We start from the raw sequence: 18,885 nt of genomic DNA, 5'->3' as shown, positions 1-18,885 counted from the left end.
CCAATCTTTGCAACAGAGCCGTGCACGCGACAGCTGCTCGCGCAGGCTGGGTGCCAAGCTCTCGGGTAACATCAAGGCCCGATCCTTGGAGCCCTTGCCCTCCCGCACGATGATCGTGCCGTGATCGAAATCCAGATCCTTGACCCGCAGTTGCAAACCCTCACTGATCCGCATGCCCGTTCCATACAGAAGCTGGGCGAACAAACGATGCTCGCCTTCCAGAAAACCGAGGATGCGAACCACTTCATCCGGGGTCAGCACCACCGGCAAGCGCCGCGACGGCCGAGGTCTTCCGATCTCCTGAAGCCAGGGCAGATCCGTGCACAGCACCTTGCCGTAGAAGAACAGCAAGGCCGCCAATGCCTGACGATGCGTGGAGACCGAAACCTTGCGCTCGTTCGCCAGCCAGGACAGAAATGCCTCGACTTCGCTGCTGCCCAAGGTTGCCGGGTGACGCACACCGTGGAAACGGATGAAGGCACGAACCCAGTGGACATAAGCCTGTTCGGTTCGTAAGCTGTAATGCAAGTAGCGTATGCGCTCACGCAACTGGTCCAGAACCTTGACCGAACGCAGCGGTGGTAACGGCGCAGTGGCGGTTTTCATGGCTTGTTATGACTGTTTTTTTGTACAGTCTATGCCTCGGGCATCCAAGCAGCAAGCGCGTTACGCCGTGGGTCGATGTTTGATGTTATGGAGCAGCAACGATGTTACGCAGCAGGGCAGTCGCCCTAAAACAAAGTTGAACTAAACCGCTGACGCGGTGGCCGCGAACCCAAGCGCCACCGCGTTTTTCATGACGTCTGCGACGACGACCTACCTTGAAACCGGGGATGTCCCCGCGTTCAAGGAGAAGTGTCATGAGCCCCTTACGTCAGCAGATGATCGACGCGATGGTGCTGCGCGGATTGGCACGGCGCACGCAGCAGGCCTACCTGTCGGTGGTGGCGCAGTTGGCCGCGCACTACCACTGCAGTCCCGACCGCCTCGATGCCGCACAGGTGAAGGCCTGGCTGCTGCACCGGATCACCGAGCGGCACCTGGCCTACACCACCGTGAACCAAGCCGTGTGCGCCCTGAAGTTCTTCTTCGACATCGTGCTGGGCCGCACGGCCGAGGCCATCACGATTCCCTACGCGCACACGCCGCAGCGTCAGCCGGAGATCCTCTCGCGCGAGGAACTGGCGCGCCTGTTCGAGGCGGCCGCCAATCTGCGCACGCGCACGCTGTTGATGACGGCTTACGCGGCCGGACTGCGGGTGTCCGAGGTGTGCGCGCTGCGCGTCGCCGACATCGACAGCGCGCCGGATCGCATGTGCATCAGGGTGGTGGCGGGCAAGGGTGGCAAGGATCGCTACACGCTGCTCAGTCCGAGCCTGCTCGAAGCGCTGCGCGTCTATTGGCGCATCTGCAAACCCCGCGACTGGCTGTTCCCTCGCACCACCGACGCCGCCCGGCCATTCGACGTCAGCAGTGCGCAACGTGCGTACTACCGTGCCCGCGATCGGGCCGGCATCACCAAGACGGGCGGCATCCACACGCTACGCCACGCCTTCGCCACCCATCTGCTGGAGGCCGGCGTCGATCTTGCCACGCTCGCGAAGCTCCTGGGCCACGGCCACCTGTCGACCACGCAGCGCTACCTGCATCTGGCGCGTCCGGGTTCAATCCCCCACGACAGCCCGCTCGATCTGCTGCGCCGGCTCTGAGGCCGAGCGGCCATGGACCGGCCCACGCTGGCCGGCATCCTGCGCACGCACGGCAGCAGCTACCGCAGCAGCCATGCGCTGTCGCCCACCCAGGCGCGGGCCTGGCGTGCCATCGTCGACTGCCGCACCGCCGCGCTCGGCGGCGTACGCGAGCGTTGCGCAAACTGCGGCGCCGAGCGCCATGTCTGGCGCTCGTGTCGCAACCGCCATTGCCCGCAGTGCCAGACGCGGGCCAAGGAGGCCTGGCGTGCGGCGCGCCTGCGCGAGGTGCTGCCGGTGCCCTACGCACACTGGGTGTTCACGCTGCCCCACGCGCTCAATCCACTGGCGATCCGGCACCCGCGCTGGCTCTACGGTGCGTTGTTCGATAGTGCGGCGGCCACCTTGCTCGAGCTCGCCGCCAACCCGCGCTGGCTGGGCGCCGTGCCCGGTTTCAGCCTCGTGCTCCACACCTGGAGCCAGGACCTGCGCATGCACCTGCATGTGCACGCCCTGATCACCTGTGGCGGGCTCGACGCCGAGGGCAGATGGCGCACACCGGCGCGCGGTACGCGCTTCCTGTTTCCCGTCCAGGCCGCCTCGAAGGTGTTTCGCGGCAAGCTCCTCACGCGGCTCGACGCGGCCCACCGCAGCGGCGAGCTGGCCGACGATCCGAGCGCTGCGCCGGGTGCATGGCAAGCCCGACGTCGTGCGCTGCTCGCGCACGACTGGGTGGTCTACGCCAAGCCGCCGCCCGGCGGACCCGCCCAGGTGCTCGACTACCTTGCCCGCTACACGCACCGCGTGGCGCTCTCGAACGACCGCCTGCTTGGCTGCGATGCGGGCCAGGTGCGCCTTCGGGTGCGCGACAACCAGACCGGTGGCAAACGTACGGTCAGCCTGCCGACCGACACCTTCATCGGACGCTTCCTGCGCCACGTGCTGCCGGCCGGCTTCAAGCGCCTGCGCCACTACGGGCTGCTCGCCTGCGGCCACAAGCGGGCCCGGCTCGCCGCCGCCCGTGTGGCACTCCAGACGCCGGCACCGCAGCCGGCGGTGATCGAAGCGGCCGCAGACTTCCTCGCCCGCGTGAGCGGTGAGGACCCGCGATGCTGCCCGCACTGTGGGGTCGGGCGTTGGCACACGGTCGAGATCGTCATGGCTCGCCGGTACGATCCGCCCGCGCCTGCACCGCGCTGTCGGGATGGGCCGCCATGAACACTCACGCTCCCCCGTCTCGGCCCTTGCCGATGCAACGTCCGCACCGGCAGGCCGTGGCACGTCCCCCGTCTGCTGAACGCGACCGACACCGCACGCCGGATGCACGGCCGGCACCCGATCGCGGCCCATTACGGCGATGGTCGCGAGCGGCTCAGCGGCGTCGGATACTCGTTGCTGACCCGACCCTGCCGCGCGCTATCCGATGTGGATGACCCGCGCGTAGAATCCCCAGTATCACCGCCTGAGCGGCGGTTCAGTTCAACAAGGCTTATCCCTCGCGGCAGGCGCCTGCGCACCGAACGGCGCTTGCGGCGCGAGGGATAAACCCTATTCGTTATGCTGTGACCCGGGTTGTTGGCGAAGCGAACGTATGGCGATTAAAGTAATAAACGCAAAGGTAAAATAATGACGTGGAGAACGACCAGAACACTTTTACAGCCTCAAAATCTGGACTTCAATGAGTTTGAGATTCTTACTTCCGTAATTGAGGGCGCCCGAATTGTCGGCATTGGCGAGGGCGCTCATTTTGTCGCGGAGTTTTCACTGGCTAGAGCAAGTCTTATCCGCTATTTGGTCGAAAGGCATGATTTTAATGCGATTGGTTTGGAATGTGGGGCGATTCAGGCATCCCGGTTATCTGAATGGCTCAACTCAACAGCCGGTGCTCATGAACTTGAGCGATTTTCGGATACCCTGACCTTTTCTGTGTATGGCTCAGTGCTGATCTGGCTGAAATCATATCTCCGCGAATCAGGAAGAAAACTGCAGTTAGTCGGAATCGACTTACCCAACACCCTGAACCCAAGGGACGACCTAGCGCAATTGGCCGAAATTATCCAGCTCATCGATCACCTCATGAAACCGCACGTTGATATGCTGACTCACTTGTTGGCGTCCATTGATGGCCAGTCGGCGGTTATTTCATCGGCAAAATGGGGGGAGCTAGAAACGGCTCGGCAGGAGAAAGCTATCTCAGGGGTAACCAGATTGAAGCTCCGCTTGGCGTCGCTTGCCCCTGTACTGAAAAAACACGTCAACAGCGATTTGTTCCGAAAAGCCTCTGATCGAATAGAGTCGATAGAGTATACGTTGGAAACCTTGCGTATAATGAAAACTTTCTTCGATGGTACCTCTCTTGAGGGAGATACTTCCGTACGTGACTCGTATATGGCGGGCGTAGTAGATGGAATGGTTCGAGCGAATCCGGATGTGAAGATAATTCTGCTGGCGCACAACAATCATTTACAAAAAACCCCAGTCTCCTTTTCAGGCGAGCTTACGGCTGTTCCCATGGGGCAGCACCTCGCAGAGAGGGTGAATTACCGTGCGATTGCATTCACCCATCTTGGACCCACCGTGCCGGAAATGCATTTCCCATCGCCCGACAGTCCTCTTGGATTCTCTGTTGTGACCACGCCTGCCGATGCAATCCGTGAGGATAGTATGGAACAGTATGTCATCGACGCCTGTGGTACGGAGAATTCATGTCTGACATTGACAGATGCCCCCATGGAAGCAAAGCGAATGCGGTCTCAAAGCGCCTCTGTAAAAACGAAATTGAGCGAGGCATTTGATGCCATCGTCTGTGTTCCAAGCGCCGGCAAGGACAGCCTAGTTGCCCTATAGGAAACCGGAAATGAAAATGAGGGAGCATAACCTGCGAATCCACCGGACGGTTTTCAACCGCCGGTGATCAGCGCGTTAGACATCATGAGGGTAGCGGTGACCATCGAAATTTCGAACCAACTATCAGAGGTGCTAAGCGTCATTGAGCGCCATCTGGAATCAACGTTGCTGGCCGTGCATTTGTACGGCTCCGCAGTGGATGGCGGCCTGAAGCCATACAGCGATATTGATTTGTTGGTTACTGTGGCCGTAAAGCTTGATGAAACGACGCGGCGAGCATTGCTCAATGACCTTATGGAGGCTTCGGCTTTCCCTGGCGAGAGCGAGACGCTCCGCGCTATAGAAGTCACCCTTGTCGTGCATGACGACATCATCCCGTGGCGTTATCCGGCTAAGCGCGAGCTGCAATTTGGAGAATGGCAGCGCAATGACATTCTTGCGGGTATCTTCGAGCCAGCCATGATCGACATTGATCTAGCTATCCTGCTTACAAAAGCAAGAGAACATAGCGTTGCCTTGGTAGGTCCGGCAGCGGAGGAATTCTTTGACCCGGTTCCTGAACAGGATCTATTCGAGGCGCTGAGGGAAACCTTGAAGCTATGGAACTCGCAGCCCGACTGGGCCGGCGATGAGCGAAATGTAGTGCTTACGTTGTCCCGCATTTGGTACAGCGCAATAACCGGCAAAATCGCGCCGAAGGATGTCGCTGCCGACTGGGCAATAAAACGCCTACCTGCCCAGTATCAGCCCGTCTTACTTGAAGCTAAGCAAGCTTATCTGGGACAAAAAGAAGATCACTTGGCCTCACGCGCAGATCACTTGGAAGAATTTATTCGCTTTGTGAAAGGCGAGATCATCAAGTCAGTTGGTAAATGATGTCTAACAATTCGTTCAAGCCGACCGCGCTACGCGCGGCGGCTTAACTCCGGCGTTAGATGCACTAAGCACATAATTGCTCACAGCCAAACTATCAGGTCAAGTCTGCTTTTATTATTTTTAAGCGTGCATAATAAGCCCTACACAAATTGGGAGATATATCATGAAAGGCTGGCTTTTTCTTGTTATCGCAATAGTTGGCGAAGTAATCGCAACATCCGCATTAAAATCTAGCGAGGGCTTTACTAAGCTTGCCCCTTCCGCCGTTGTCATAATCGGTTATGGCATCGCATTTTATTTTCTTTCTCTGGTTCTGAAATCCATCCCTGTCGGTGTTGCTTATGCAGTCTGGTCGGGACTCGGCGTCGTCATAATTACAGCCATTGCCTGGTTGCTTCATGGGCAAAAGCTTGATGCGTGGGGCTTTGTAGGTATGGGGCTCATAATTGCTGCCTTTTTGCTCGCCCGATCCCCATCGTGGAAGTCGCTGCGGAGGCCGACGCCATGGTGACGGTGTTCGGCATTCTGAATCTCACCGAGGACTCCTTCTTCGATGAGAGCCGGCGGCTAGACCCCGCCGGCGCTGTCACCGCGGCGATCGAAATGCTGCGAGTCGGATCAGACGTCGTGGATGTCGGACCGGCCGCCAGCCATCCGGACGCGAGGCCTGTATCGCCGGCCGATGAGATCAGACGTATTGCGCCGCTCTTAGACGCCCTGTCCGATCAGATGCACCGTGTTTCAATCGACAGCTTCCAACCGGAAACCCAGCGCTATGCGCTCAAGCGCGGCGTGGGCTACCTGAACGATATCCAAGGATTTCCTGACCCTGCGCTCTATCCCGATATTGCTGAGGCGGACTGCAGGCTGGTGGTTATGCACTCAGCGCAGCGGGATGGCATCGCCACCCGCACCGGTCACCTTCGACCCGAAGACGCGCTCGACGAGATTGTGCGGTTCTTCGAGGCGCGGGTTTCCGCCTTGCGACGGAGCGGGGTCGCTGCCGACCGGCTCATCCTCGATCCGGGGATGGACCGGCGATTGGTCCATGGCGAAACGGCCGACCTTGCGCCGACCGGCTTCGGGCAACAGGTCCGCGAAGCCATGGACCAGCGCCGCGAGCATCATATCGAACAGCGCGACGCCACGCGCAACAGGGACGGCCGAATCTTCTACCGGCGCAATCTTCTCGCCACCCTGCGCGAGCGGGAAGTTGCGCGCGCCGGTGCGGAGATGGCCGAGGGCAAGGCGCTGCCGTTCCGCGCCGCCAAGGATGGTGAGAGTGTCAGCGGCAAGTTCACCGGGACTGTCCAGCTAACGAGCGGCAAGTTCGCCATCGTGGAAAAGAGCCACGAGTTCACCCTTGTCCCGTGGCGGCCGATCATCGACCGCCAGCTCGGCCGCGAGGTCGCGGGTATCATGCAGGGCGGTTCGGTGTCGTGGCAGTTAGGGCGGCAGCGGGGGTTGGGGCTATAGGAGCCAACGATACCGCATTGCAACGCAACAACTAATTCGATAAGAGCTGCTATTCAATTTCGTAATCGTGGAGCCATCAGCATGGGAAATTCCAAGTCAGCAGACAAGTAAGCCGCAACATCAGAATTGTTGTTGCGGCGCTCTGTAAGACCAATCCCATCTGATTGCTGACGAGCAGACGCTGCCCGGTATCCTTAATCGAGCGGTTGATTCGTCATGACCACCACACGCCCCGCGTGGGCCTATACGCTGCCGGCAGCCTTGCTGCTTATGGCTCCCTTCGACATCCTCGCCTCGCTGGCGATGGATATTTATCTTCCAGTCGTTCCGGCGATGCCGGGCGTCCTGAACACGACTCCATCCATAATCCAACTCACGTTGAGCCTCTACATGGTGATGCTCGGTGTGGGCCAAGTGATCTTTGGGCCACTCTCCGATCGCGTCGGGCGACGGCCGATCCTGCTTGTAGGCGCAACGGCTTTCGTTGCTGCGTCTCTGGGAGCGGCTTGTTCTTCAACTGCATTAGCCTTTGTTGCGTTTCGTCTGGTTCAGGCTGTTGGAGCATCGGCCATGCTGGTGGCCACCTTCGCGACCGTGCGCGACGTATATGCCAATCGTCCCGAAGGTGCCGTCATCTACGGCCTTTTCAGTTCGATGCTGGCGTTCGTGCCTGCGCTCGGCCCTATAGCCGGTGCGCTGATCGGCGAGTTTTGGGGATGGCAGGCGATCTTCATCACACTGGCTGCACTGGCTTCGCTCGCACTCTTAAACGCCAGTTTCAGGTGGCATGAAACCCGACCGTTGGATCAGGCCAGAACGCAACGATCTGTTTTGCCGATCTTCGCGAGTCCGGCCTTTTGGGTTTACACGGTCGGATTTAGTGCCGGCATGGGCACATTCTTCGTTTTCTTCTCGACAGCCCCCCGTGTTCTCATAGGCCAAGCCGGCTATTCCGAGATCGGATTTAGCTTGGCCTTCGCGACTGTCGCGCTGGTCATGGTCACGACAACCCGCTTCGCAAAGTCCTTCGTTGCCAAATGGGGTATCGCGGGATGCGTAGCGCGCGGGATGGCGTTGCTCGTTTCCGGCGCGATCCTGTTGGGGATCGGCCAACTTTTCGGATCGCCGTCATTTTTCAGCTTCATCCTGCCGATGTGGGTTGTCGCGGTCGGCATTGTCTTCACGGTGTCCGTTACCGCCAACGGCGCACTTGCGCAGTTCGACGACATCGCTGGATCAGCGGTTGCGTTCTACTTCTGCATCCAAAGCCTGATAGTCAGTATCGTCGGGACATTGGCGGTGACGCTGTTAAACGGCGATACAGCGTGGCCCGTGATTTGTTACGCCACGGCAATGGCAGTGCTGGTGTCGTTGGGGCTGGCGCTCCTTCGATCCCGTGATGCTGCCACCGAGAAGTCGCCAGTCGTCTAGCCGACGACTGGAAGCAAGCCCGCTCCGATGCGGCGCAATAATCTTCGAAACCTCGTGAATGGCGGTATCCTGTCTGGCAAGATACCGCTCATTTCCCTTGTCCCGTGGCGGCCGGTCATCGACCGCCAGCTCGGCCGTGAGGTCATGGGCATCGTGCAAAGCGGATCGGTGTCGTGGCAGTTGGGGCGGCAAAGGGGCATAAGCCTCTAATCTGTTGTAGATGAACGCAGCCGCTCGAAACCAGCGATGAGGCTGTCGAGTCCGAAGTTGAACGCAGCATCCATGCCGTCTGTTTCCAACTCGTGAAACAGATCGTGCAGGAAGGACGACGGTGCTTGCTCGGACACATCTGGCCTGTCCGGAACTCTCTCATCGGCATCAGATGCCTGCTGCTCGAGAACGGAACCGACCACATAGTGACTGACCGCCCGGAGCGCCCAAACGGCGCGCTTCGGACAAAAGCCCTCCGCGCAGAGAAAGCGTATTTGCGTCTCGGCGGTGCCAAAATTCGGTTCTGTCGGTCGAGTGCCGGCATGGATACGCGCGCCGTCCCGATAAGAGAGCAACGCCGTTCTGAAGCTCAGGGCATTCTCTTTCAGGAACACCCGCCAGTCCTCATTCTCTTCGGGTAGCGAGCGGGTATGGCGTTCCGCCAGCATCGCCTCGGCGAGCGCATCAAGCAGCGCTCGCTTGTTCTGGAAATGCCAGTAAAGCGCAGGCTGCTGAACCTTGAGGCGTTCAGCGAGCTTCCGCGTCGTCAGGCTGTCCATGCCAACCTCGTTCAACAGCTCTAGCGCCGCCGCGATCACGGTGCCCTTGTCCAGTTTGGTCATTCACGTTCCTTCGCCAGTGCTTGACAATTTATCACCGATAAGTTATATTTCCATCTCCTTATCGTTGATAAAGTCGCTCCATTGAGCGGCGCTGGAGTTTCAGGTGCGCAGCTCTGCCATCATTGCCCTGCTGATCGTGGGTCTTGACGCCATGGGTCTCGGCCTCATCATGCCCGTCCTTCCGACGCTTCTGCGTGAGCTTGTGCCAGCAGAGCAGGTCGCTGGACACTATGGTGCCTTGCTGTCGCTCTATGCATTGATGCAGGTCGTCTTCGCGCCCATGCTTGGACAGCTTTCGGATTCTTACGGTCGGCGTCCGGTACTTCTGGCTTCTCTTGCAGGAGCCGCAGTCGATTACACGATTATGGCATCAGCGCCGGTCTTATGGGTGCTCTATATCGGCCGACTCGTGTCCGGCGTCACGGGCGCAACCGGAGCTGTAGCAGCCTCAACCATTGCCGATTCGACGGGGGAAGGTTCTCGCGCACGCTGGTTCGGCTACATGGGGGCCTGTTATGGGGCGGGCATGATTGCCGGGCCAGCACTTGGTGGCATGCTCGGTGGTATCTCTGCTCATGCCCCGTTTATCGCCGCCGCCCTTCTCAACGGGTTCGCGTTCCTGCTTGCCTGCATTTTCCTCAAGGAGACTCATCACAGCCATGGCGGGACCGGAAAGCCGGTTCGCATCAAACCATTCGTTCTGTTACGGCTGGATGATGCATTGCGCGGGCTAGGTGCGCTTTTCGCAGTTTTCTTCATTATTCAACTGATCGGCCAAGTGCCTGCAGCCCTATGGGTCATATATGGCGAGGACCGTTTTCAGTGGAACACCGCGACCGTTGGTTTGTCGCTCGCGGCGTTTGGGGCAACACATGCGATCTTCCAAGCGTTTGTTACCGGCCCGCTTTCAAGCCGGCTTGGAGAGCGGCGCACGCTGCTGTTTGGCATGGCTGCGGATGCGACTGGCTTCGTTCTTCTGGCTTTTGCCACGCAGGGATGGATGGTGTTCCCGATTCTGTTGCTGCTTGCCGCCGGGGGTGTTGGCATGCCGGCCTTGCAGGCAATGCTCTCAAACAATGTCAGCAGTAACAAGCAAGGGGCTTTGCAAGGAACGCTAACGAGCCTCACCAATCTAAGCTCTATCGCAGGACCGCTTGGCTTCACAGCACTCTATTCTGCCACCGCCGGGGCATGGAACGGTTGGGTTTGGATTGTCGGCGCGATCCTCTATTTAATATGTCTGCCAATACTACGCAGACCATTCGCAACTTCATTGTGATTTAGTCATGGCGATTTGGCATGCGTAGACTTAGGAGAAATGACGGATTAAATCTGTTGAGCAATCATCTCCTTTCGGGGCGAGTGCCAATGATGACCTTAGTTCACACTCTCGCTGTCGCCGAATATCTCAACTTCCGTCACGCCGCCAACGCGCTCGGCGTTGCACAGTCCAGCGTCAGCGCCCGCGTGAAGGCACTGGAAGAAGACCTCGGCATCCTCTTGTTCGAGCGTCATGCGCGCGGCGTTCGGCTGACCGAGGCCGGACGCCATTTCGTCGAGCGGATAGCCGTAGGTATTGACCAACTCGACCATGCGGTGAAAACCGCCGGCATGGCGGCAGCCGGAGAAAGCGGCCGGCTTCGTATCGGTATCCATGCCCTGATTCCGCATAGCTTCCTCGCAAAGCTGATCGGCCAATACCGCAAGGATTACCCCGATGTTGAAGTCGAGATCGCCGAAGGCCCGGCCCGTGAAGCGGTGGTGCAGCTTCGCGCCGGCAGGTTGGACGTGGCGTTCGTCGCGGGCACGCCCCAACCACCCGACTGCCATTCCCGTCGCACATGGACCGAACCGCTCTTGGCGGTGCTACCGGAACGGCATCCGCTCGCCAAGCGGTCAGCCGTCACATGGCCCGATTTGGCAGGCGAGACGTTCCTTGCGTATAGGAAGTTCAAACGCCCTTTTCGGGCAGTCTGCTGGGTAGGCGGCGGTCGCGCAAGCCCCGTTTTGGGCACGGATCGGACGTCTGTGAGTGGGATTTCGGCATCGCGGGGCCACGCAGCGGCGTTGTCAGCAGCCATGCTTCGCTGATTCCCGACAGCGGGCCGAGCGCCGCCCTGCGGATCGTGGCCGCATCGGCTCGGATTCCGGTTTCGCCGTCGGCTGTGCAGCCGGCAGATCGTCACGCGGCTTGCACTGGCGGCGCGCGCGCTGCGGGCCTGTAGTGCGCTTCTTCCCGCGCGCCGTGCTTCTCGAAGTGGGCGAGGATGGCGCGGATGGCGGTGGGTTCCTCGATGCTGGCGACGATCCGCACGGTGCCACCGCAGTGGACGCAGGCGGTGACGTCGATGGAAAAGACCCGCTTGAGCCGTTGCGCCCAGCTCATCGCACGGCGCTTCTCCTCGGGGCTGCGCGGCGCGTCGTGGGCGCTGACGTCCACTGGCGCCGCATCGCCCGCAGGCCGCTTGCCGCGCCCCGAGGGCGTCAGCTGCGCACGCAGGTTTGCATTCGGGGCGAATACGCCGTGGAAGCGGGTGAGATGCGCGCGAGGTGGCGGGACCAGCGCCGCCAGCTTGGCGATGAAATCCACCGGATCCCATTCCACATGCGTGGTGCCATTGCGCCACGGGGTCTTGAGCTGGTAACGCACCCTGCCCTGGAGCGCTATCGACAGCCGCTTCTCGCTGATCGCCGGGCGCGTGATGTAGCGGCACAGCTTTTCCAGCTTGTGGCTTTCGTGTGCTTCGGCCGCCACGCCGGCATGCAGTGAGAAGCCGCCGACCTTGCCGGCTTCGCCCTCCAGCGAACCGGCGTCACCGGGCAGCGTTTGCAGCGTGACGACCTTGCAGCCAGCGTCGCGGCCGGTGGCGATGCGGTAGGTGATCGAACTCATCCGCAGCCCATCCATGCTGTCGTCGCCTGCAGCGCTGTCTGCCAGGAAGGCCGATTCGCCCTCCCCTTCGAGCCAGCCTTTGCGCGTCAGGTGCCGACACACCCGGTGCGCGATGGTAGCTGCCAGCTGGGTCAACTGCGCGGTGGTGGGCGCACGGGCGCGGTGCAGGCGCAGTTCGCGCCGCGGCAGCTCGGTGGCTTCCACGTACACGCCGTCGAGCCACAGCATGTGGAAGTGGATGTTCAGGTTCAGCGCGCTGCCGAAACGCTGGATCAGCGTCACCGCGCCGCACTGGGCGCTGGCGCGGTCGATGCCGGCTTGATCGGCCAACCAGCCGGCGATCACGCGCTGCACGATGCCCAGCACCGGGCCAATGGCTTCTGGCTTGCTGGCGAACAGGAAACGCAAGGGGTACGGAAAGCTCAGCACCCATTGCCGCACAGGCCGCGGGCCGAACACCTCCTCGACCAGGTGCCGCGCACTCTCGGCCATGCGTCGCGCGCCGCAACTCGGGCAGAACCCGCGCTTCTTGCAGGAGAAGGCCACCAGCCTCTCTGCACGGCAGTGCTCGCACACCACCCGCAGGAAGCCGTGCTCGAGTACGCCGCAACGCAGGTAGGCATCGAACGCCTCGCGGACATACCCGGGCAGCGAGCGGCCCTCCGCTTCGATCCGTGCAATGAAGTCCGGGTAGTGCGCCTCTACCAACGCGTACAGCAGCGTGCGCTCGGGCGCGTGGCGCGCGTACCGCGAACCGGTGTGGGCGGACGGCAGTGGCGCGCATCCCGCGGCTTGCCGCCGGGATGTGGCGAGGCGCGGCACGCAGCGCTCCGGTGCGGGGACGGCTGCTCAGTGTTGCGCCTGTGTTCGCACGTTCGTATCGGTGCGTTCTGATCTTCGCGTCAGACATTGCCGCGGCGCGGGCACAACAAAAAGCCCGGCATCGCTGCCGGGCTCCGGCCCCGTCCTTGGGGCCTTGATGTCGGGTCGTTGCCGGGATCGGACCGCGCTGGCGCGGTCCGGTTCCCTGACGACCGGGCCAACCGGATCAGAAATCCATGCCGCCCATGCCGCCCATACCGCCAGCACCCGGCATGGCCGGCTCTTCCTTCTTCGGCACTTCGGCCACGACCACTTCGGTCGTGATCGCAAGGCCGGCGACGGAAGCGGCGTGCTGCAGGGCCGAGCGGGTCACCTTGGTCGGGTCCAGGATGCCCATGGCGATCATGTCGCCGAACTCGCCGGTGGCGGCGTTGTAGCCGTAGCTGCCTTCGCCGGCCTTGACGTTGGCCACGATCACGCTCGGTTCTTCACCGGCGTTGGCCACGATGGCGCGCAGCGGGGCTTCCAGCGCACGGCGGGTGATGGCGATGCCCAGGTTCTGGTCTTCGTTGATGCCCTGCCAGGGCAGATCCGTGCACAGCACCTTGCCGTAGAAGAACAGCAAGGCCGCCAATGCCTGACGATGCGTGGAGACCGAAACCTTGCGCTCGTTCGCCAGCCAGGACAGAAATGCCTCGACTTCGCTGCTGCCCAAGGTTGCCGGGTGACGCACACCGTGGAAACGGATGAAGGCACGAACCCAGTGGACATAAGCCTGTTCGGTTGGTAAGCTGTAATGCAAGTAGCGTATGCGCTCACGCAACTGGTCCAGAACCTTGACCGAACGCAGCGGTGGTAACGGCGCAGTGGCGGTTTTCATGGCTTGTTATGACTGTTTTTTTGTACAGTCTATGCCTCGGGCATCCAAGCAGCAAGCGCGTTACGCCGTGGGTCGATGTTTGATGTTATGGAGCAGCAACGATGTTACGCAGCAGGGTGACGGTGTTCGGCATTCTGAATCTCACCGAGGACTCCTTCTTCGATGAGAGCCGGCGGCTAGACCCCGCCGGCGCTGTCACCGCGGCGATCGAAATGCTGCGAGTCGGATCAGACGTCGTGGATGTCGGACCGGCCGCCAGCCATCCGGACGCGAGGCCTGTATCGCCGGCCGATGAGATCAGACGTATTGCGCCGCTCTTAGACGCCCTGTCCGATCAGATGCACCGTGTTTCAATCGACAGCTTCCAACCGGAAACCCAGCGCTATGCGCTCAAGCGCGGCGTGGGCTACCTGAACGATATCCAAGGATTTCCTGACCCTGCGCTCTATCCCGATATTGCTCCGTCGCCATGCTCACCTCGCTTTGGTGCACACGAGTATTGAGCATAGTCGAGATTGGTGCAGATCACTTCTGATATTGAACTGTCAGGAGCTGGCTGCACAACAGCCATTACGCCCAATCAACTGGTGCAGTCGTCTTCTGAAAATGACAGCAGAGGACCGTTGAAGGCCTGTCGAAAAACAAATGTTTTCCGACAGGCCTTGGCCTAGCGCACGCCCGCCTTGCAGCGTTCTGTGAATAGCGCTTAGTAATGACGGCGTATATACTTTGTTAGTATCAAGTGGCAGGAGGCCCCGATCATGTCAAAACAAGCCGTTTTCACGATGAAGCTGGAGCCTGAGTTGCGCGCCGAGTTTATGGCCGAAGCCGAGGCGGCCCATCGCCCGGCGTCGCAAGTGCTGCGCGAGCTGATGCGCGAGTTCGTTCAGCGCCAGCGCGAGTCGCGCGAGTACGACGAGTTCCTGCGCCGCAAGGTCGAAGCCGGCCGGGCTTCGATGCGCGCTGGATTGGGGCGGTCGAACGATGAAGTTGAGGCCGAATTCGCCGCACGGCGTGCCAGTGTGGCGAGCCAGGCGTGAGGGTTGTTTGGACGCCCGAAGCGCAGCAAGACCGTGCCGATGTGTGGGACTACATCGCAGCCGACAATTCGCGCGCGGCGGCCCGGATGGATGAGATTTTCAGCGACGCGGCCGCCCGCTTGATCCAGCACCCCATGCTGGGCAAGCCGGGAAAGATTCCCGGGACCCGCGAGTTGATCCCGCACGAAAGCTATCGCCTGGTGTATCAGATCGACGGCGAAACGGTGTGGATACTGACGCTGGTTCATACTGCCCGCCTGTGGCCGCCTGTGCGCGATTAAGAAACGATCATGGCAACGATGAAACGGCGCGTTGACAGGCCGCTTTCGAGCCAGACCGCGGTCGGCGGCAGGCGGCCAGAAGCAGTCACTCATCGCTCCGCGATGCCGAGCCAATTTGCTATCAAATTTTTTAGAATCCCCAGCTCGTAGCGCTACAGCACTCAGTTGCATCGCAAGTGCCAGCGTTGGCTTTCCTCCTTCACCCGTAAGGTAAAAATTGAAAAACCGTCTGTTTACTGTACTTCTGACAGCCGCTGTCTTTGGTCTTGGCTCGGCTGTCAATGCTGCTGAAATTTCCAGTGCTGAAGCAATGAAAGCCATCTCTGCAGCCGTGCTGCCTGCCATGGAAAAGAACCAGATTCCTGGTATGGCTGTGGCATTGGTATTGGGGGACAAGACTTATGTCTTAAACTATGGCGTGTCAGATGTTGAGAAACAAACACCGGTAACTGACGAGACGATTTTTGAGATTGGCTCTATCAGTAAGACCTTCACAGCCACACTGGCGACGCACGCAGAAGCCACTGGGAAGCTGAAACTGACCGATACAGCAGCAAAGTATTTGCCTGAGTTGTCTGGTACGGACTTCGGTAACTTGCAGCTTTTCCATCTTGGAACGCACACCGTTGGCGGCATTCCTCTGCAGGTGCCTGATGAAGTCCAAACTCGGGAGCAGCTTCTGGAATACCTCCGCACCTGGAAGCCTGCGTACAAAACCGGCACGATGCGTACTTATGCAAACCCAAGCATCGGTGCTTTAGGGTGGATAACGGCGAAAAGTTTGGGGCAAGATTTCAGCACCGCCATGACTCAAACCATTTTCCAGCCCCTCGGTTTGACTAGCACTTATCTGAGCATCCCTGCACAGAAGATGTCCAGCTACGCTTGGGGCTACAACAACGATAAGAAGCCTGTGCGTGTCAATCCAGGCATGTTGGACAGTGAAGCCTACGGCATCAAAACCACGGCTACTGACCTGATCACCTTTGTGAAGGCCAACATGGGCATGTTGCCCTTGGATAGCATGCTGCAATCGGCTTTAAACAATACCCGCAAGAGCTATTTCAGCGTAGGCCAGATGACTCAAGACCTCATCTGGGAGGAGTATGCAATGCCTGTTGACTTGCCTATGCTGCAAGAAGGCAATGCTCCCAAACTTATCCTGAATCCAACCCCAGTAAGCGCTAAGGTTCCTGCAGCCACACCTAACAGCAATGTGTGGGTTAACAAGACTGGTGCTACCAACGGCTTCGGTGCTTATGTTGCGTTTGTGCCTGAAAAGCGCTTCGGGGTTGTGTTGCTGGCCAATAAAAACTACCCCAATGCTGAACGGGTAGAAATTGCCCACAAAATTTATAGCAATCTAACCGGGAAACAATGACAGCTTTGGGTCGGGACGCGACGAGCAACCTTCTTAGTTCGGCGCCGGAAACCGGCCGCTCAAGTTTCGCATCCCGAAAGCTGCCGGACGCCATCGAGTGCAGCCGACCCAATGCGGTCACTGAGCCTTGAGGGGACCTGCCATTCAACGTGGGGCTAATCGGTAGCCGTAGCGGTGAAGGCTCGGGCGGACGCCACTGGCGGTGCGCAGCGCCGCCAGTGGGCTGTCCACTTACGTAGTGTTCCAACGGCACGTGGATAAGACTAGACTTTCGGTTCTGGCAGGCATTCTGAGAACGCGCGCTGGATTGCCGGAATTTTGCCCTGTTGCCGAGCATCGCCACTCAAGATAACGAGCAACATGCCAGCCATTGCAGATACGCCATTAGATATTTTCAGCAACTGGATAAGCAAAGGCTTTGGATACCCCTTACTGTGCCGTGAAATTGCATGAATTCCACCGTGAACAAAGGAGCTTAGAGGTTTCCAAGAATACTCCTTGAATTCTCGCAGCATTTCGAGGGCCTCAGAGGGCGCCTTACCCTGAAGCTTCTCCAACATCTCGGTGAGCATCGGAATGGAGTTGGCCTTCTGAGCCGACTCCGCGCACAGTTCGCTCATGAGCTTCGACACGGCATCGTCTGATGCCGCGTACAATAGCCACATTGCACGTACCAACGCTTCATATTGAAGGCGAACTAGACTAACAGCGGACGTGTAGTTTCCAGTTGCAACTAAGAGTTTCGCGCTTTCAGCATGCTCGAACGCAATACTGCAAACGATTTTGCTTGCCCTCAGTCGATCAGAGGTGTCATACAGTGGCAAAGCAAGAAACTCCGACAACGACTGTTCAAGTGCTGCGGATTTAGTAAGCAGTTCGTTGATGGCGGCACTCCTACGAAAGCCTAAGGACAGCCTTCAGCGGACGGCGCAATGCGCAGCATTGTGACGGTCCGCTGCAAGCGCTCTTCAGGATTTATCGTTCGGCTTCTCTTGGTTACTCAGACGTTTGATAACCTGCTCAACGATTTTCGCATCGGTTTCTGTGAACTGGGCTTCCTCACTATTTGCAGTGCTAGCGATCTTCTTCTTCAGCTTGAATAGCCGATAGCCACCATAGCCGAGCCCTACCGCCCCACCAATTGCCGCACCGCCGACAGCGATGGGAACCCAGATGGGGGTGGAAGAAATGATACCGGCGGACATCAGTGCACCAGTGACTCCAGTTGCCCCGACAGTTGTTCCAAATATTCCCGCACTACCGATAACGCTACCCGCGACGCCGGAAAGATATAAGGCACCGGCTCCAAGTGCGGTAGAGCCAGCGGCAAGAATGCTTCCGATAGCTGCGGTGCTCAGATACGTACCAGCGACATACCCAGTTGCCGAAGTGACGATCATGCCGCCAGCGGCATGTGGGACGAGTGTGCCGCCAGCAGCGAGCGCGGCGATTATCGGAATAAGTGGTAGCGGCATATCTATTCCTCCAAGGCGTTTATTCTTTGGGCCTAACGCGAGAAGCATACCGTATGCGGATCGTGGATGTCCGCTTACGGGCGCCAACGCTCACCGTCGGCTCCGGGCCGGACTGAGACCTCCGCCAGTGATGCGGCACAAGGCCGACGGCCCCCGTCCGTCTCGACCCGACCCGTTGCTGCCTATGAGCTTAAGGGAAAGCTGTCGTTCAAACGTGGAGGTAACCGGCCTAGCGCTGCTCTACACGTAAGGTCTGTGTGGACGGCAGGGTTAGATTTTCGGGTCGAACATCTGAAATAGTTTCTCAGCGTCTGCTGCCCAGTCCTGTTCGCAGGTACACCCTTCAGTACATGTCCGCCGAACTATAGGAACGTCGATCTTGGCGTCCTGCATCGCCAAACGAAGAGCTCCAACTGCCATGCTGTAGAGATCAACATCGTGGTCCGTTTGGTGCTTAGGGTCGTCGAGGATGATCTTTTTGAGGTGCCTTCCAAATGGCAGTGCCCCACCGCAATGGCGCAAGACGAGCATCTGATCGAAACGCCCTTTAACAAAGTTCCGTTCAAGGTCGTTCCTATCTTGGAACCAGCGTTGGCTGTCCGGCTTGCCGGCCCATTTAGTGGGGTTCAGTTTTGTAAGCCAAATCCTTCCAGTTCCGTTTGCGTTGATGATGTTAATGTCAAAAACAAACATTACGGGGCCGTAGACGTTTGCGCGACTGGCGCGCCTGTGAATATCGACAGAATCTAGAAAGACATCGAACCAGATACTGTATCGCCGATCCGCTTCGTCAGATGCCTGAGGAGTTTGCGCAACGCCAAGCCGCTCCACAGAGCCTCTAGAAAGTAGTGATCCCGCCCGTATGAACTGACAGGCGGTTGCAACGCTGTTGGCGTGATGCAGTTCGGTGACACCCTTTTCCGAGAGTGCTTCGAAGACGTGAGATGGGGGTATGTGCATAG

General features: G+C 59.3%; 17 protein-coding genes and 5 pseudogenes. 14 read left to right on the top strand and 8 right to left on the bottom strand.

Annotated features, from left to right (window positions below; genetic code table 11):
• Positions 1-18: 18 nt before the first annotated feature.
• A pseudogene (gene intI1, locus AC731_RS03665) lies at positions 19-606 on the bottom strand (class 1 integron integrase IntI1); the annotation flags it as partial.
• A gap of 254 nt (positions 607-860) precedes the next feature.
• Here intI1 (AC731_RS03665) and AC731_RS03660 point away from each other — a divergent pair.
• From AC731_RS03660 to AC731_RS20105, 8 genes and pseudogenes are all read left to right on the top strand, one after another.
• The gene (locus AC731_RS03660; RefSeq protein WP_048707287.1) at positions 861-1,709 is read left to right on the top strand and encodes a tyrosine-type recombinase/integrase; all 849 of its coding nucleotides are present in this window, start codon (positions 861-863) and stop codon (positions 1,707-1,709) included.
• A gap of 12 nt (positions 1,710-1,721) precedes the next feature.
• Positions 1,722-2,906 (top strand): IS91 family transposase, encoded by a 1,185-nt coding sequence (locus tag AC731_RS03655; protein WP_048707283.1) that lies wholly within the window; start codon positions 1,722-1,724, stop codon positions 2,904-2,906.
• Positions 2,907-3,314: 408 nt separating this feature from the next.
• Positions 3,315-4,535, top strand: coding sequence for an EreA family erythromycin esterase (gene ere(A), locus AC731_RS19430; RefSeq protein ID WP_032084014.1), 1,221 nt, complete (start codon positions 3,315-3,317; stop codon positions 4,533-4,535).
• Between the two features lie 84 nt (positions 4,536-4,619).
• Positions 4,620-5,411, top strand: coding sequence for an ANT(3'')-Ia family aminoglycoside nucleotidyltransferase AadA2 (locus tag AC731_RS03650; protein WP_001261740.1), 792 nt, complete (start codon positions 4,620-4,622; stop codon positions 5,409-5,411).
• A 163-nt stretch (positions 5,412-5,574) separates the two neighbouring features.
• Positions 5,575-5,922 (top strand): quaternary ammonium compound efflux SMR transporter QacE delta 1, encoded by a 348-nt coding sequence (locus AC731_RS19425; RefSeq protein ID WP_000679427.1) that lies wholly within the window; start codon positions 5,575-5,577, stop codon positions 5,920-5,922.
• Positions 5,916-6,887 carry a dihydropteroate synthase gene (gene folP / locus AC731_RS03645; protein WP_000259026.1) on the top strand — a complete coding sequence of 324 codons (972 nt, stop codon included), beginning with the start codon at positions 5,916-5,918 and terminating at the stop codon, positions 6,885-6,887. The genes AC731_RS19425 and folP overlap by 7 nt, the downstream gene beginning before the upstream one ends.
• Positions 6,888-7,103: 216 nt before the next feature.
• Complete coding sequence (locus tag AC731_RS03640; protein ID WP_000214125.1) at positions 7,104-8,318, top strand: chloramphenicol/florfenicol efflux MFS transporter FloR2; 1,215 nt, start codon at positions 7,104-7,106, stop codon at positions 8,316-8,318.
• Between the two features lie 93 nt (positions 8,319-8,411).
• Positions 8,412-8,528, top strand: a pseudogene (locus AC731_RS20105) (DUF3363 domain-containing protein); the annotation flags it as partial.
• Here the strand turns inward: AC731_RS20105 and tetR(G) are convergent.
• Positions 8,525-9,151 (bottom strand): tetracycline resistance transcriptional repressor TetR(G), encoded by a 627-nt coding sequence (gene tetR(G) / locus AC731_RS03630; RefSeq protein ID WP_000163574.1) that lies wholly within the window; start codon positions 9,149-9,151, stop codon positions 8,525-8,527. The pseudogene AC731_RS20105 and the gene tetR(G) sit on opposite strands and share 4 nt — an antisense overlap.
• 103 nt (positions 9,152-9,254) lie before the next feature.
• Here tetR(G) and tet(G) point away from each other — a divergent pair, with 103 nt between their 5' ends.
• Positions 9,255-10,430 (top strand): tetracycline efflux MFS transporter Tet(G), encoded by a 1,176-nt coding sequence (gene tet(G), locus AC731_RS03625; protein WP_001257840.1) that lies wholly within the window; start codon positions 9,255-9,257, stop codon positions 10,428-10,430.
• 89 nt (positions 10,431-10,519) lie between these two features.
• A complete protein-coding gene (locus AC731_RS19420; RefSeq protein ID WP_223151157.1) occupies positions 10,520-11,242 on the top strand; it encodes a LysR family transcriptional regulator in 723 nt (240 codons plus the stop codon).
• Between the two features lie 91 nt (positions 11,243-11,333).
• Here the strand turns inward: AC731_RS19420 and AC731_RS03615 are convergent, their stop codons facing one another.
• The 3 genes and pseudogenes from AC731_RS03615 to intI1 (AC731_RS20200) all read right to left on the bottom strand — a co-directional run.
• Positions 11,334-12,866 (bottom strand): IS91-like element ISCR3 family transposase, encoded by a 1,533-nt coding sequence (locus AC731_RS03615; RefSeq protein WP_001747814.1) that lies wholly within the window; start codon positions 12,864-12,866, stop codon positions 11,334-11,336.
• A gap of 226 nt (positions 12,867-13,092) precedes the next feature.
• Positions 13,093-13,446: pseudogene (locus AC731_RS20010) on the bottom strand (TCP-1/cpn60 chaperonin family protein); the annotation flags it as partial.
• Positions 13,447-13,746, bottom strand: a pseudogene (intI1, locus tag AC731_RS20200) (class 1 integron integrase IntI1); the annotation flags it as partial. It lies immediately after the preceding pseudogene.
• Between the two features lie 101 nt (positions 13,747-13,847).
• Between intI1 (AC731_RS20200) and AC731_RS03605 the strand changes: the two are divergent.
• The 4 genes and pseudogenes from AC731_RS03605 to ampC form a co-directional block, all read left to right on the top strand.
• Positions 13,848-14,219, top strand: a pseudogene (locus AC731_RS03605) (dihydropteroate synthase); the annotation flags it as partial.
• Positions 14,220-14,507: 288 nt separating this feature from the next.
• Positions 14,508-14,786, top strand: coding sequence for a hypothetical protein (locus tag AC731_RS03600; protein WP_011342941.1), 279 nt, complete (start codon positions 14,508-14,510; stop codon positions 14,784-14,786).
• 41 nt (positions 14,787-14,827) lie between these two features.
• The gene (locus AC731_RS03595) at positions 14,828-15,067 is read left to right on the top strand and encodes a type II toxin-antitoxin system RelE/ParE family toxin (RefSeq protein ID WP_237266598.1); all 240 of its coding nucleotides are present in this window, start codon (positions 14,828-14,830) and stop codon (positions 15,065-15,067) included.
• 217 nt (positions 15,068-15,284) lie between these two features.
• On the top strand, positions 15,285-16,448 hold the full coding sequence (gene ampC, locus AC731_RS03590; protein WP_048709300.1) for a class C beta-lactamase: 1,164 nt from the start codon (positions 15,285-15,287) through the stop codon (positions 16,446-16,448).
• 263 nt (positions 16,449-16,711) lie between these two features.
• Here the strand turns inward: ampC and AC731_RS20395 are convergent, their stop codons facing one another.
• The 3 genes from AC731_RS20395 to AC731_RS19750 all read right to left on the bottom strand — a co-directional run bounded on the left by AC731_RS20395 (position 16,712) and on the right by AC731_RS19750 (position 18,883).
• Positions 16,712-17,272, bottom strand: a complete 561-nt coding sequence (locus tag AC731_RS20395; RefSeq protein ID WP_418081716.1) for a DUF6988 family protein — start codon at positions 17,270-17,272, stop codon at positions 16,712-16,714.
• 144 nt (positions 17,273-17,416) lie between these two features.
• Positions 17,417-17,923 (bottom strand): hypothetical protein, encoded by a 507-nt coding sequence (locus AC731_RS19755; protein WP_156480637.1) that lies wholly within the window; start codon positions 17,921-17,923, stop codon positions 17,417-17,419.
• A gap of 270 nt (positions 17,924-18,193) precedes the next feature.
• A complete protein-coding gene (locus AC731_RS19750; RefSeq protein WP_156480636.1) occupies positions 18,194-18,883 on the bottom strand; it encodes a hypothetical protein in 690 nt (229 codons plus the stop codon).
• Positions 18,884-18,885 lie beyond the last annotated feature (2 nt).

The organism is Thauera humireducens (assembly GCF_001051995.2).
Classification (GTDB): domain Bacteria; phylum Pseudomonadota; class Gammaproteobacteria; order Burkholderiales; family Rhodocyclaceae; genus Thauera; species Thauera humireducens.
Note: the sequence above shows the minus strand (reverse complement) of the source record. Positions and strands in the feature narration are given on the sequence as shown.